12 protein-coding genes and 1 pseudogene are annotated in these 14,418 nt (G+C 54.5%); 7 read left to right on the forward strand and 6 right to left on the reverse strand.

What is annotated here, in order from left to right; translation table 11 throughout:
* A pseudogene (locus Q8W22_RS14730) lies at nucleotides 1–260 on the forward strand (transposase); the annotation flags it as partial.
* A 321-nt stretch (nucleotides 261–581) separates the two neighbouring features.
* Here the strand turns inward: Q8W22_RS14730 and Q8W22_RS14735 are convergent.
* From Q8W22_RS14735 to Q8W22_RS14745, 3 genes are read right to left on the reverse strand one after another with little or no spacing between them, the layout of a single operon-like run.
* A complete protein-coding gene (locus tag Q8W22_RS14735) occupies nucleotides 582–719 on the reverse strand; it encodes a hypothetical protein (protein ID WP_305452858.1) in 138 nt (45 codons plus the stop codon).
* The gene (cydB, locus tag Q8W22_RS14740) at nucleotides 719–1,714 is read right to left on the reverse strand and encodes a cytochrome d ubiquinol oxidase subunit II (RefSeq protein ID WP_305414346.1); all 996 of its coding nucleotides are present in this window, start codon (nucleotides 1,712–1,714) and stop codon (nucleotides 719–721) included. Before cydB ends, Q8W22_RS14735 begins: the two co-directional genes overlap by 1 nt.
* A complete protein-coding gene (locus Q8W22_RS14745; protein WP_305452859.1) occupies nucleotides 1,714–3,123 on the reverse strand; it encodes a cytochrome ubiquinol oxidase subunit I in 1,410 nt (469 codons plus the stop codon). The genes cydB and Q8W22_RS14745 overlap by 1 nt, the downstream gene beginning before the upstream one ends.
* Before the next feature lie 394 nt (nucleotides 3,124–3,517).
* Between Q8W22_RS14745 and Q8W22_RS14750 the strand changes: the two genes are divergently transcribed.
* Entirely contained in the window at nucleotides 3,518–5,464 is a 1,947-nt protein-coding gene (locus Q8W22_RS14750; protein WP_305452860.1) for a sensor histidine kinase, read from the forward strand.
* Nucleotides 5,461–6,864, forward strand: a complete 1,404-nt coding sequence (locus Q8W22_RS14755; RefSeq protein WP_305452861.1) for a sigma-54 dependent transcriptional regulator — start codon at nucleotides 5,461–5,463, stop codon at nucleotides 6,862–6,864. Before Q8W22_RS14750 ends, Q8W22_RS14755 begins: the two co-directional genes overlap by 4 nt.
* Nucleotides 6,865–6,887: 23 nt before the next feature.
* Here Q8W22_RS14755 and Q8W22_RS14760 read toward each other — a convergent pair whose 3' ends face one another.
* Genes Q8W22_RS14760 through Q8W22_RS14770 form a run of 3 tightly spaced genes read right to left on the reverse strand, consistent with a single transcriptional unit; the run spans nucleotide 6,888 to nucleotide 9,689 of the window.
* Entirely contained in the window at nucleotides 6,888–7,712 is an 825-nt protein-coding gene (locus Q8W22_RS14760; protein WP_303432833.1) for a PAS domain-containing protein, read from the reverse strand.
* Nucleotides 7,709–8,461: a response regulator gene (locus Q8W22_RS14765; protein ID WP_303432834.1), complete on the reverse strand. Its 753-nt coding sequence runs from the start codon at nucleotides 8,459–8,461 to the stop codon at nucleotides 7,709–7,711. The genes Q8W22_RS14760 and Q8W22_RS14765 overlap by 4 nt, the downstream gene beginning before the upstream one ends.
* Nucleotides 8,462–8,465: 4 nt before the next feature.
* A complete protein-coding gene (locus tag Q8W22_RS14770; RefSeq protein WP_305452862.1) occupies nucleotides 8,466–9,689 on the reverse strand; it encodes a sensor histidine kinase in 1,224 nt (407 codons plus the stop codon).
* 359 nt (nucleotides 9,690–10,048) lie between these two features.
* Here Q8W22_RS14770 and Q8W22_RS14775 point away from each other — a divergent pair, with 359 nt between their 5' ends.
* From Q8W22_RS14775 to Q8W22_RS14790, 4 genes are all read left to right on the forward strand, one after another.
* A complete protein-coding gene (locus tag Q8W22_RS14775) occupies nucleotides 10,049–12,406 on the forward strand; it encodes a DUF1989 domain-containing protein (protein ID WP_305452863.1) in 2,358 nt (785 codons plus the stop codon).
* A gap of 48 nt (nucleotides 12,407–12,454) precedes the next feature.
* The gene (locus Q8W22_RS14780) at nucleotides 12,455–12,808 is read left to right on the forward strand and encodes a cupin domain-containing protein (protein ID WP_303432839.1); all 354 of its coding nucleotides are present in this window, start codon (nucleotides 12,455–12,457) and stop codon (nucleotides 12,806–12,808) included.
* 78 nt (nucleotides 12,809–12,886) lie between these two features.
* Complete coding sequence (locus Q8W22_RS14785) at nucleotides 12,887–13,435, forward strand: dimethylamine monooxygenase subunit DmmA family protein (protein ID WP_303432840.1); 549 nt, start codon at nucleotides 12,887–12,889, stop codon at nucleotides 13,433–13,435.
* Entirely contained in the window at nucleotides 13,435–14,406 is a 972-nt protein-coding gene (locus Q8W22_RS14790; RefSeq protein ID WP_303432841.1) for a PDR/VanB family oxidoreductase, read from the forward strand. Before Q8W22_RS14785 ends, Q8W22_RS14790 begins: the two co-directional genes overlap by 1 nt.
* Nucleotides 14,407–14,418 lie beyond the last annotated feature (12 nt).

The raw sequence follows: 14,418 nt of genomic DNA on the forward strand, positions 1-14,418 counted from the left end.
TGAGTGACTATCTGGCGTTAGTTGATGCAACCGGGCGGATAGCTCGCGGCGATAAACGTGGCGCGATTGATACAAGCGTATCGCCGATCCTCAGCCGAATTGGGCTGGATGACAATCAGTGGCTGACCATTAGTCAGCAATTCGAGCAGTGCTTCACAACCTTTGTTGGTAGCGAATCCAATGTTCGTTCTGCCTGCGAACGACTCGGTTACAAACGACCGACCGGGATAGCACCAGCCAGGAAGCTGTTGGCGGGCTGATCCGAATCACTCACCGCGAATTTCCCAAACCAGGTACGACGATCAGAGACATACTCTGAGGCTTGATCACGTGCAACGATCAAGATTTATCCTTTTTATCACTAGTTCGCCCTGCCAATGACCACCAAAAACAGGCAGATTAGTCTGGCAAAGCCTGAAGTGGGATACCGCAGCTTGAAAATAAAAATGGGTGTCCCAATTTATTCCGGTGTCCCAATTTCAGCCAATTTCACCGGAAAATAAAAGTGGGTGTCCTAGTTACTACTAGTTACTAGTTAAAGTGGGTGTCCTAGTTAAAAAGATGTCCCTGACCAGAGTGGCTCAGGGCAAGCCGGTCATCAGTAGTTTGATCCCGTAGGACATCGAAAAAACGGCGGTAAAACCGATTAAATACAGCAGTAAAAACCATTGCCAGGATTTGAGCCTGGCTACCTTGTTTTTAATAGTGGTTACATTCATTAATAACCCTCCTGATAATCTTCTACCTTGCCGGAAAATACCCGGTAACCCCATAAGGTATAAAGGCAAATCAGCGGGATAAAAATACACACGCCGGGTAATAAAAAGTACAGGCTGCTGTCGGGGGATGCTGCTGCCATAAAGGTTAGCTGGCCCGGTATCAGATAGGGAAACAGACCAACAACCAATCCGGCAAAGCTGAGCAAAAAGATGATGGCGGCACACCAGAAGGGGCGGCTTTCGTGTTGGTGGTTGTGCAGTCCTCGCCAGGCGAATAATGCTGCCAAAAAGGTCAGTATCGGCAGTGGCGACAACAATAAAAAGTGGTTGTCGGTAAACCAGCGATCCCTTATAGCTGGCTGACTGATTACGGTCCATAAACTCACTGCCACCATGGCGAACAGGGTGGTCATCAGCAGGTATTTTCCCAGTTTGGCAGCGTGTTGCTGAATCTGGCCACGACTTTTCATATAGAGATAGCAGGCGGCTAATAAAGCGTAACCTGCCATAACCGCAAAGCCCGTCAATACCGAAAAGGGTGTTAGCCAATGCAGGCTCGACAGGCTGTGACTACCTGCTGGAATACCTTGCACCAGAGAGCCTAGCAGCATGCCCTGGCAAAAAGCGGCAATGGCAGAACCGGCGCTGAAGGCAAAATCCCAATAGGGTCGCGAGGTGTCGGATTTGAAACGATATTCAAACGCCACTCCCCGGAAAATCAGCGCAAACAGCATCAGCATAATCGGCAGGTAAAATACCGTGGTAATCGCGGCATAGGCAGCAGGGAAGGCTGCAAATAGCATGACGCCGCCAAATACCAGCCAGGTTTCATTACCGTCCCAGACGTGTGAGATGGAGCGCATCAGGTGGTCACGTTCGCCATCCTGATCAAACCAGGGGTAGAGAATGCCGATCCCCAGGTCAAAGCCATCCAGCAACACATACATAAAGATGGAAAATCCCAATAACAGAAAATAGAACAAGGCCAAATCCATTATTTTGCTCCTCGTTCTTGTTGGTTCAGGTTTTTGACCCAGGCGAGGGCATAGCCGGGGGCATCCATACCAATCAACTGTTCTTCCAGTGCGTTCATGGTGGGTGGGCCTTTTTTAATCAATTTGCGCATGAAGTAGAGGTAAACACCCAGCAGGGAGGTATAGATCAACACAAACATGATCAGCGTGAACAACACCCGCTCGGCTGGTAGTGGCGATACGATGTCTGCGGTACGCACCAGGTTATAAACAATCCAGGGCTGGCGACCGACTTCCACCACATACCAGCCAGCGAGCACCGCAATCACTCCACTGGGAGTAAACAGCGTTACCAGTGCCAGAAGGGGTTTGCTTTCAAACAAGCGCTCTTTGCGACGTAAAGCCAGCGCCAGCAGGGCAATACAGATCATGCCGAAGCCAATACCGACCATTACCCGGAATGACCAGAACACCAGTGGTACGTTGGGACGATCTGCTGCCGGTACGGCTTTCAGGCCTTGCAGCGCGCCATCCCAGCTATGGGTCAACAGCAGGCTGCCAAGGTTTGGAATCGCAATTTCATAATCGTTGGATTCGGTGGCCATGTTCGGCATGGCAAACAGCAGTAGTGGTACGTTGTTTTCTTCCGCAGGCCAAATGCCCTCAATCGCCGCCAGCTTGGTTGGCTGGTGCTCCTTGACGTTTAAGCCGTGCATATCACCCACCCATGCTTGTAATGGCGTCAAGACCAGAGCGAACCACATGCACATGGACAAGCCTTTGCGGGCGAAGGGAATATGCTGTTTTTTTAATAGGTAGTAAGCACTGATACCGGCGACCACAAAGGTGGCGGTGATCAACGAGGCCATCAGCATATGCATCAGGCGGTAGGGCATGGAGGGGTTGAAGATGACTTCCATCCAGCTGGCCACCTCAAAGTGGCCATCGACAATGATGTAACCGGCAGGGGTTTGCATCCAGGAGTTGGCAACAATAATCCAGAATGCGGAAAACCAGGTGCCGACCATCACCACCGTGGTGGCAAAGAAGTGCAGTTTGCGGCCAACCCGCTGCCAGCCAAATAGCATCACCCCAAGAAAACCGGCTTCCATAAAAAAGGCCGTTAGCACTTCATAAGCCATTAATGGCCCTAATACTGCGCCAGTCATTTCCGAAAACCTGGAAAAATTGGTGCCGAATTCATAGGATAAAACAATACCGGATACGACGCCCATACCAAAGGTAATGGCAAAGGGTTTTATCCAGAATTTGGCCAGTTGCAAGTAATAAGGGTTGTGGGTTTTTAACCATAAACCTTCCCAGATAGCAATTAATGTGGCCAGGCCAATAGTAATGCTGGGGAAGATAATATGAAAGCTCACCGTAAAGGCGAACTGCAATCTGGATAATAGAGCGACGTCGAGATCCATAGCCATTCCAATAGTGTTAAACCAGAGCTTTTATTATTTTATAAAAAACAAAAGCCGTGAATGATAAAATGATTGATCAAGTCGTCCGCTAGTTGGCCTTGTTGCTGGCCAGTGTGCGCATTTTCTGGATGGCCAAAGGAAATAATGCCAAACCAGCAATGCTGAACAGTGCGATGACTTCCGTCATGAAAAATCCAGTATTCATTTTGCTTTCTCCAAAAACAGATAAAATTTTGAGATAGATCAAGAAATATGATTTGCTTACAAGCAATCGATAGGCCAATTTTTATTGGTTTTTATCTTGTTGATTTTTAAGGATAAAAATCAATTTTTGTGTGAACTGTAAAGTAAGTTTACGATTGTTTGCTATGGTGGTGTAAGCGAGGTTGACAGTTTGAAGCTCTCATTGATGTTTGAAATCGCCATGTTGGTCTCCAGTGTTTGCGGTTTTTTGGTCGCGGCCTGGCTACTCTGGCGTGCTCGCAAACAAAGCGACCTGCAAGCCTTGGCTGGTTTTGCCATCATGATGGCGGTGTGGTGTTTTGGCCATGTGGTGCTGTTTCATGGTTATGAACGTATTGGTATTTATATAATTCTGGCCAATCCACTGATGCCTACTTTTTTCCTGCACTTTGCGATTCGGTTTGTAAACTCCGGTGCTGCCAGAGAAGATAAACTTGATCGTCTTTATCAAACGGTTCCCTGGTTTTATGCCACCAGTATTGCCGTGGTATTACAAAGCTGGTGGGTGGGTGCCGGAGATTCTATTGGCACCTTGGATATCCGTTACTTTTTTGTCTTTACCGACGTGGGTGTCTGGAATTTATCTTATACCGTACTGATCGGTATACTGGCACACGCAGTATTATTGTTTGGCTGGTATCGTCATTCGGGTAATAAAAAGCGATCGATTCTGGCGATGTTTGGTGTAGGAGCCTGGGGGCTGCTACTGGCTACCAGCTTTGTTTTTCCTTCTTTTGGCATCAGCTGGTTTCCCTATCCGATGTTGCTGCTGCCTACCTACTTGCTGCTGCTGGTGTATGCCGTGGTGCGTTATCAGATTCTGTCGGTCAATGCTTTTGCCAACCGGGCACTGTTGTGGGTGTCCATGATGTTGGTGATTCTGTGTCTGATTGCGGTGATCGGGGTGGTGTCCGGGCGTATCGGTTTACAGGCATTGGCGAACGTGCCCAGTTGGCAACTGTGGTTGTATTCGTTGCTGGTATTGGTGGTGGCTGCATTTATCTATCAGCCGTTAAGTCGGATGGTATCGCGGTTGATTTATCCGGGGGCTTCGCTGAACGAAACCGTGTTGGAGACTTGGTCAACCCGGTTAAAGGAAGCGGAAGACTGGTCTCAGCTGGTCAGTCTGGGTGAGCAGTTGCTCTCACAACAAATACGCCACAAGGTCGCTATCCAGCTGGATAAGCCGGTTCCGATGGAGCCATCCCACCACACTGCGCTGGCGCTGCGGCTATCACGATCAGCGTCTGGCTGGCATTTTGTGTTGGTGGGTTGGGACGATGCCAGCCCTGGTATGCGTCTGACGGCGGAAGTGTTTGCGTCGCTGTTCTCGACCAGTTGTGGTTTGTTGGAGCATTCGCTGGCGCTGGCGGCGGCGGAGCGTAAACGGCTGGATGAACAGCACCTGGTCGAGCTGGGTAGCCTGTCGGCAGCGATGGCGCATGAGTTGCGTAATCCCCTGAATATCATTGCGATGGCGGCTTATGATGCACCTGTTGCCACCCGCCAGCATATTCAAACCCAGCTTAAGAGAGCAGACCGGCTGGTCAGCGATATGCTGGTGTATTCCGGCGGTCTGACTCTGCAAATCAGCGTTATTCCCTTGCGGGCGTTAGTGGCGAATGTCTTGGCGCAAGCTCCGTCCGACGGAGTGGTGTGTGAGCTGAAAATCGCCGAGACACTTGAGCTGGAAGGGGACCCGCAACGACTGCAGCAGGTGTTTATTAACCTGATCGATAATGCCCTGTCGTTCCTGCGTAATGCGGCCGATGGCCACTTGTGTATCGAGGCTGAGAAAGAGGGGCAATATCTGCTGGTGCGTGTTCACAACAACGGGCCGGAAGTGGATGCCGGACTGCAAGGGGATGCTCTGTTTCAGCCATTTGTCACTCGGCGGGCAGGCGGCAGTGGTCTGGGGTTGGCGATTGTGCGGCGTATTGTCGATGCCCATCAAGGCCAGATTTATCACCGCAAGGATAGCGATTGGCCGGTAACGTTTGAGCTGCGGTTACCGTGCCGCCCGGCAACGGCATCTGCTGTCGAACCGGCTGCCGTGGTTACACAGAATAATGACTTTTTGCCAGAGCAACTTTTATGACACGTGCCAAGACACAACAACGCATATTACTGGTGGATGACGAGCCGGCATTTCGGGAGCTGGCCAGTCGCTGGTTGGCGAATCAGGGTTATCACGTCAAAACTGCCGTCAGCCTGGACGATGCCCGTCAGGCGCTGGTGTCGTTTGAGGCTGACCTGGTGTTACTGGATTTATCCATGCCGCCGCTGTTTGACCCCCAGGTTACCCTGGCGGCGATGGCTGACTTTGACGGTCGGCCAGTGATTATTATCACCGGCCATGCCGATCGTGATCTGGCGCTGCAAGCGGTGGCGCAAGGAGCGTGGGATTTTATCGCCAAGCCGATTGATCCTGACATGCTGGCGGTGGTGGTGCGGCGGGCGCTGATCAAGACGACGCTGGAGCGAGAGCTACAGCAGCTGAAACAGTCCAGCCAGCAGCCATCAGGGGCGGCGGCCTATCTGGGCCTTTCGGCCAGTGCACAAAAAGTGCGGGCCTTGATTGAGCGTATCGCGCCCACGGACGTGCGGGTGCTGGTCACCGGGCCATCAGGAACGGGCAAGGAAGTGATCTCGCGGGCATTACACGACCTGAGTCATCGCTCGGACAAGCCTTTTGTATCGGTGCATTGTGGAGCGATACCGGCCGACTTGCTGGAAAGTGAATTGTTTGGCTACGTCAAAGGCGCGTTTACCGGAGCCGAAAAAGACAAGGCCGGTTTGTTAAGCCTGGCCGATGGCGGCACATTGTTTCTGGATGAAATTGGTGAAATGCCATTGGCAATGCAGGTGAAGTTATTACGCGTGTTGCAGGAAGGCACGTTTTTCCCGGTGGGAGGGCGCGAGCAAAAGCATATCGATATCCGGGTGGTCTCTGCCACCAATGCCGATTTGGCCGAAAAGGTACGCGGTGCTGAATTTCGCGAAGATCTGTATTACCGCATTAAAGGCGTCAATATAGAAACCCGGCCACTGTCGGAGCGACAGGAAGATGTACCGGTATTGCTGCAGGCATTCCTGTCGCGTTTGCAGCAACAGCAAGGTAAAAGCTGGCAGCTCAGCCCGGAGGCGATGCACTGGTTCCGGAGCCAGACCTGGCCTGGTAATGTTCGGGAATTAAGGAATGCCCTCGAAAGCGTGGCGTCCATTTGCCCAGAAGGGCAAATTACCCTGGAGGATATTCAGCTGCTGTATCCTGCGACGGCAGGAGCGGTGGCCGGAAATCCGGCGTCCGCCATCGAGTGTACGGTCGCTGAGGTGCCTCTCAGTGAAGCGAGCCTGGATGAGCAGGTCAGGGCGCTGGAGATCCGACTGATCGGGCAGGCGCTGTTGCAATGTAGCGGCAACCGTACCCGGGCCGCCCGGCAATTGGGTATCTCCCGGCAAGGGTTAATCAAGAAAATAGAACGTTATGGGCTATAGGCCTGCGGCTGGTGACGTTGCCATCAGGCTGACTTGACCTGATCGTGCCAGTCTGATCGGGCAAAAATCACCCCTTCAACGGCGAGGACATTGCCGTTACTGCTATAGACGCCATGGCCTTTTTCCGTGACATGGTTCATCTGGCCGCTGGTATGAAACAGCCGATAGTTCAGTTCAAAGCTGCGGCGCTGTGACAGGGCTTCCTGTACCTGCTGCCAGACGTAGTCGACGTCCGCCGGATGAATCAGCCGGCCATAACTTTTCTGAGTCATTCTGACCAGATCGTCGGCACTGTACCCTGTCAGGGCCAGACAGCCTTCACTGACGTATTCCATGGTCCAGTCGCGGTCGTTACGAGAGCGGTAAATCATTGTTGGCAGGCGCGACACCAGAGCATTGAGGCCACGCTGGGTCGCACGGTTTTGCTGGTCTTCCTGCTCCTGAAGAGAGATATCACACAGGGTGGCAGAATATTGCCGGGTCTTTGGTGATTGTGGCCCCAGGGTTTGCAGGCGTAATTCACACCAGAGTGGCTGCCGGTCCGGGCTGGCGAGGCGTAACTTGAGCGGCGGATACGGACCACTGGCAGTCAGGTCGCTGCTGCCGTTAAGCAGCTGTAGCCAGGCGGCACGATCCTGCGGGTGCAGAAAATCAGCCAGTGGTTGGTTCAGGCTACTCGTAATGGTGTGGCCACTCAGTTGCTGCCAGGCCTGGTTGGCGTAGGTCAGGCGGCCGAGCTGGTCGAGCTGCAAGACGGCATCGCTCAGGCTGTCGAGCAACTGTTGCAGATCGGTCGTCGCAGACTCCGCGTGCCGCAATGATCGGGACTGACGGCGCAGCCAGCTCACAGCGTCAGGCTCACGGCATCCGGATGCTGGTGTACCCAGGCAGCCAGCTCCAGCCGCGAATGCAGATTCAGTTTACGCAGCAGGCTTTTGACATAGACCTTGACGGTGCCGTCGCTGATCCCCAGTTCGCGGGCAATCAGTTTGTTGTTCAGCCCTTGGGCAATCAGGGTCAGAGTCTGGCGCTCTCGTGCTGTCAGATCAACGCCGCCCGGGAGCCGTGTGTCGGATTCGGTGGTGGCAGGGCTGATATCCTGGTCGCCTGGCCCTGGTTGCCGGAAGGCTTGAGCCAGCAGGGTGACGCTGTGATTGTTGAGGGCGACTTCGCCACTTAACACCCCGTCCAGCTGGGACAGCATGTCGTCGGGGGCGGTGTCTTTCATCAGATAGCCATCGGCACCACTGCTGAGGGCTTCAAACAGGTCGCTGTCATGCTCGGAGGCAGTAATCACCACCACCTTGGTATCGATCTCGTGCTGGCGAATCTGACGAAGTAAATCGAGGCCGCTGATTGCTGGCATATTGAGGTCGAGCAGTACCAGTTGTGGCCGATGTTGCGCCAGCACGGCCAGCAGGTCGCCACCGTGTTCGAGGTCGGCGGCAACGCTGAATTGGTCGCTGTCGTTCAGCAGCTGGACAACACCACGGCGAAACAATGGGTGGTCATCAACCACCACCACACGGGCGGCAGCCTGGGGGATGGATGAGTGGCCGGGTGGACTACCAGGTGTCATACCGGATGACGGAGTCATAATGCTATTTCCGAAAGGATGGTTCAGCCAGGCGGTCGTGTCGGGCCTGAGTGAGTGGATGGGTCAGTGGCAGCTGCAAGCGGACACAAGTACCGCTGGGCTGGCGGGAACCGATCGTCAGGCTGGCACCGATACGCTGTGCCCGCTCCTGCATGATCTGTAGCCCGAAGCTGCCATTGTTGGCGGCTGCCTGAATGCCGCGCCCATTATCTTCTATCGCACAAACCAGTGTGCCGTCTGCTTCCTGATAGAGACGAATACGGGCATGACTGGCATGAGCGTGGCGCACCAGATTACACACAGATTCCCGCACAATATAGAGCAACTGGGTGGCCTGGTGGTCATCCAGTGGCAGATTTTCGCAACGATTATCCAGCTCAAACACCAGTGCTGAACGCTCTTCAAATTCTTCTACCAGCTGATTGAGTTCATTACCGAGTTCACTGGCCAACGTTGACAGGCGGGAAGTTGCAATCAGTTCCCGGGTCTGGCGATAGGCAAACAGACATTGCTCGGAGAGGTCCTGGGCTTCAGGTAACAAAGCTGACAGTTCGGCACTGTTATCGCAGCGTTTGGCCAAGCGGGCGCTGCTCATGCGCAGGTATCCCAGTACCTGGGCGACAGAGTCATGTAATTCGGCGGCGTGCCACTGGCGCTCATCTTTCAGTGCTTGTTGCAGCCGTTGTTGATGTTGCTGCCAGCCATTCAGACCACGACACAGTTGCTCGCTGAGCAGCGACAGGCATTGCTCCAGCGATTCCTGGTCTCGGGATTTGATATGTTGTCCGTTCACCAGTAACCAGGCTGTCCCTTGTTTCAGGGTCAGGGATTGCATCCGGTGGCCAGCAGGCAACAGCACATGGACAGGGTCGCTAACCGGAGTGATCTCCGCGCTATTGGCCAGCATGACGCAGCGGTAACCGTTGTCCTGGCTACCGGGTAACCACAGTGCTTGCAGCAGGCTGTCGGGGCGGGTCGGATGAAACTGCTGTTGCAACCAGGATTGTAGTGGCACCAGCAGTGTGGCCAGTTCGGTTGCCGGCTGAGTGCAGCTGGAGATATCACAAGCGAGATCAGGCAGCAGGCGCTGGGTAAATTCCGGTGCATCGGCAGGCACAGGTCGGGGAGTGATGTAACGGCTTTGTTGTGATGAAATCACCCATTCCAACAAGCGCTGCAGTCGGCCAGATATTGGCTGGGCCATGCCATTCGATTGAATCACTGTCATCGAATTTCCCTCCGATTATGGTCCCGGCCGCGACGTGATCGACGACCAGAGAATACCTTTGGGCAAGACAGGTAGCAGGTGCTGTGCCAGTTTCGATATTTTGGCTGATATTTGTCCCGTTATATCCCCCTTGATAAGGAATATTCTCAAGTGAGTATCCCTTCCTGAGTATTGAGACCAACAATCCCTTGAGTAAATATTTTTAACCGAAGGGAAACAGCAACACCCGCTCTGTTTCCACCATTTGTTAACCAGGCTTTGTGTATGTCTGACGGCGAATATGCACCAGAGTGACTCCGGACGGCCGGAATTGCACTGGGTTGACGCACAGAATGACGTGAGAGCCAGCAGGAGTTGTTATGGCGTTTGCTTTGCAACCACAGACTCAATCCCGGATTCCAGACCATTGTCGCCGTTATCGGCTGTGTGGCCAGATGGTGTTGCGATTGCTGTTACGACCAGGGGATACCCTGATACTGAGCGGCAGCGACCCACTGCAAGGCGTCGAGATCATTCGTTGTGATGACGTGTCAGCGCCGGCGCTGACCGCCAACGATAGCACCCTGGCGCTGACACCGGTTGTGGCCGACGGCACCCTGAGTCTGCTGGAGCAGGGCGACAGCCGCTCGCTGCAGGCTCGTCAGCAGTTGCAAGACTGGCAGGTGGCCGGGCATCTGAGTGATGTGCTGAGCATCCCTGCCGAGACCATCATGGCCGGCTGCACCTTGACCGCGCAACGGGAACAGACCCTGGTGGTGGTGGCCCCGGCGGCCCCGATGGCGGTGGACAGCCAGATTGCCCCCGGAGAAGTGGAAATTGGCCACGGCAGCACGCGATTTGCGGGTAACCTGCCGGAACCGTTGGCACCACCGGTACAGGATTTACATATTCCCGACAGCACAGCCCGGGCCTATACCGTCAAGGCCGGGCAATGGATTCAGGTGATTGATGTCGAGGGCAAGCAAAGCTCCGATTTTATCGCCTTTGACCTGGACGCTGTAGAAGCCGCCAGACGTGGTGAAATATCTCCGCATGACATTCCCATGCTGGATGCTGTGGCGACCCGTACCATGATGGGGCACAGCTTGCCGACGCCGGGTCTGCACTCGCGTTTTTATGACCAGAATCTGAAAATCATGCTGGAAGTGGTGCAAGACACCGTCGGTCGCCACGACAGCTTTATGCTGGCCTGTACGCCACGTTTTTATGAAGACGCCGGTTATTTTGGTCATGCCAGCTGTACCGACAATTTCAATACCCAGCTGCGCGACTGGCAGATTGCCCCCCGTGCTGGCTGGCCTGCGATCAATTTCTTTTTTAATACCACTGTCAGTGACTGTGGTGCGGTGTATGGCGAGGAACCCTGGTCGCGGCCGGGGGATTACGTCCTGATGCAGGCACAGCGCGATTTGCTGTGTCTCAGTTCCGCCTGTCCTGATGATGTTGACTCCGCCAATGGCTGGTGCCCGACCGATATTCACGTCCGGGTTTACGATGCCGAGCAAACTTTTCCACGATCTGTCGCCTGGCGGGATATTCCCGAGGAGCTTCCACGTATGACTCAGCAAACCGGTTTCCATTCCCGCACTTCCGCCCTGACCACACACTTCGGTGAGTACAAGGGTTTTTGGCTGGCTGACGAATATTCCGGCTGGGGTGCCACTGCCGAATACCTCGCCTGTCGCGAACGGGTGGCGATGATCGACCTGACCGCGTTACGCAAATTTGAAGTGGTTGGCCCGGATGCCGAACGGCTGTTACAGCTGGCGCTGACCCGTAATGTCCGGCGGCTGTCGGTGGGAGAGATCTCCTACACCGCGCTGTGTCATGTGACCGGTGGCATGATCGATGACGGCACCGTGTTCCGCATGGGGCCGCAGGCATTCCGTCTGGTGACGGGTGATTCGTTTGTCTGCACCTGGCTGAAGCAGCTGGCCAGTGAGCATCAGTTTGCCGTGCGGGTACAAGAATCCACCAGCCAGCTGCATAACGTCGCCGTACAAGGCCCCAATAGCCGTGAGCTGCTCAGCCAACTGATCTGGACGCCGGAGCATCAGCCGGATATTGCCGACCTGGCCTGGTTCCACTTCACCATCGGTCGTCTGGGTGGCGAGAGCGGACAACCGGTCATGGTGTCACGTACCGGTTACACCGGTGAACTGGGTTTTGAAGTCTGGACCCACCCGGACGATGCCCCGGCCATCTGGGACGCCATCTGGGAAGCTGGACAAGCGTTCGATATTGCGCCGATGGGGCTGCTGGCACTGGATATGCTGCGTATCGAAGCCGGGCTGATTTTTGCCGGTTATGAATTTTGCCCACAAACCAGCCCTTACGAAGCCGGTATCGGTTTTACCGTCCCGATGAAAACCAAGGAAGAAGATTTTATCGGCCGGGCGGCGCTGGCGCGTCAGGCACCGGAAAGCCGCCAGAAACTGGTCGGGTTGCTGATCGACAGTACCGAGACCGTCAGCCACGGTGACGAGGTGTATTTCCCACTCGCCAAAGGCGGCCGTTTCCCGGTCGGCGTGGTGACCAGCGCGACCTTCTCGCCGTTGCTGAAACAGCAAATTGCCCTGTGCCGGGTGGCACCAGATGCCGCTGCGCCCGGAACCGACCTGGAGGTCGGCCAGCTTGACGGGGTGCAAAAACGTATTCCGGCGATGGTCACGACCACCCCGTTTTATGACCCTGAGCGCACCCGGGTACGCTCCTGATTGGCTTATTGTGAACGCAGAATAATTAATGACTGTGAGAGTACAACCATGTCAATGACCCACTTTTCACAAGCGATCAAAACGCCGCAAGCGGGAATCAGCCGCCCCGGTATCCATACCTGGTTGCAGGGTGTCAGCCAGTTGGACGATACCGACAAGGCCCGTCTGGACGGCTGCTCGCGTATGGAAAAATCCGATGAGCCGCTGGTTTGTGAATACACCGACCATGAGATGAAAATCATCGTCGAAGGCGGCATGGTCATTAGTGATGAAACCGGTTACCGCGTTGAAGCCAAAGTGGGTGACGTTTTTTATTTTGAAAAAGGCAGCATCATCACCTTTAACCCACCGAGCGATGGCACAGGTTGTTTCTTTGGCCAGCGCCGTGAAGGTGGTGGTTGAGCTGCTGCTCACACCCGCATCCCCGTCGCCGGATAACACTGGCAGGCGGACGTCTGTGAATGAACACTGGAGCCAGCGATGACCCCGACCGAATCGATTGAGCTAGACGAACGAATCAAAAGCCGCCCATCCTATAAACCACTGACCTTGCTCAGTGGCAAACAGTGGCAAATATTTATTGCCCAGAATGAAGACCAGCAAGGCCTGAAACAAATGCATGATGAATGTGTTTCGATCGCCGACCCTGACAATACCGTTCTTTGGGTGGTGGTTGGTGACGACCAGGCGGAGAGCTTCAAACTGTTAGAGGATGCTCCGGTAGCCGCTGCGGTATACGTCGCTGGTGATGAACCCTTCCTCTGGGATTGCCGGAATACCCTGTTGGGGATGGACTTTGCTCCCGACCAGATTCAGTTGATGGCGCCCAGCAGTCATCGCCGTCGCCTGTTTTGCACCCACTGTTACACCCTGATGGAAGACGTCACGCACTCACCGCATACCTGTTCGGGTTGTGGTGAACAGTTGCTGGTACGGGATCATTTCTCGCGCCTGTACGGTGCTTACGTTGGCGTATCGATTAATGCCGAAGATCGCAGCGAGACTTTCGAACCTGAGGAGATGCAGTAATGACAGCCAATACCCCCAGCCATCATCTTATGGTCCGCGTCAGTGATATGAAGCTGGTCGCACCGACCATCAAGGAATTTACCCTGGTTGCCGTCGACGGCGCTTTGTCGCCGTTTTCTCCCGGTTCCCACGTCGTGGTGACCATGTCGGGCACCGATGCCAATGGCAAAGCCAAAAAGTGGAAAAATGCTTACTCGCTACTGAGTGATCCAAGCAACACCGAGGCGTATAAAATTGCCGTCCGCTTGCAGGAAGTCTCCCGAGGTGGCTCCGAATTCATGCACAGCCAGGTACAGATTGGCGACGTACTGGAAATTACCCCGCCTGCGAACCTGTTTGCACCGCTCTGGCGGGCCAAGAAACACCTGCTGATTGCCGGTGGTGTGGGCATCACACCGTTTATGTCCTACTTGCCGGAAATGCAGCGTCAGGGTGCCAATTTTGAATTGCACTACTGCTACCGTGGCAAGCAGACCGGCGCGTATGCCGACCAGCTGCAACAACAGCTGGGTGATGCCTGTGTGCGTTACGACGCCGATGCCGGTAATCGCTGTGATCTGACGGCGTTGCTCAAGCAGCAGCCACGCGGCACCCATATTTACATCTGTGGCCCAGAGCTGCTGATTGAAGGCGTGCGGCAGAACGCTGCCCAGATCGGTTACCCGGCGAGCCTGATTCACTTTGAAGAATTTGCCGCGCCGCAACCTGGTGAACCCTTCAGCGTGACGCTAAAACGCAGCGGTCAAACCATCGATATCGGTGCCGAAGAAAGCTTGCTCGAAGCGCTTGAGGCTGCGGATCTCGAGATCCCCAATATGTGCCGGGGCGGGGTCTGTGGCCAATGCCAGACCAAAGTACTCGAAGGCGATGTTGAGCACCGGGATAATTACCTCGGAGCCGCAGAGAAAGCCGATTGCATCATGCCGTGTGTATCACGAGCCAAAAGCAAAACCCTGGTGTTGGATCTATAGTCCAAGATTGTC

The sequence above is a fragment of the Oceanobacter sp. 1_MG-2023 genome (assembly GCF_030689025.1).
Lineage (GTDB): Bacteria > Pseudomonadota > Gammaproteobacteria > Pseudomonadales > Oceanobacteraceae > Oceanobacter.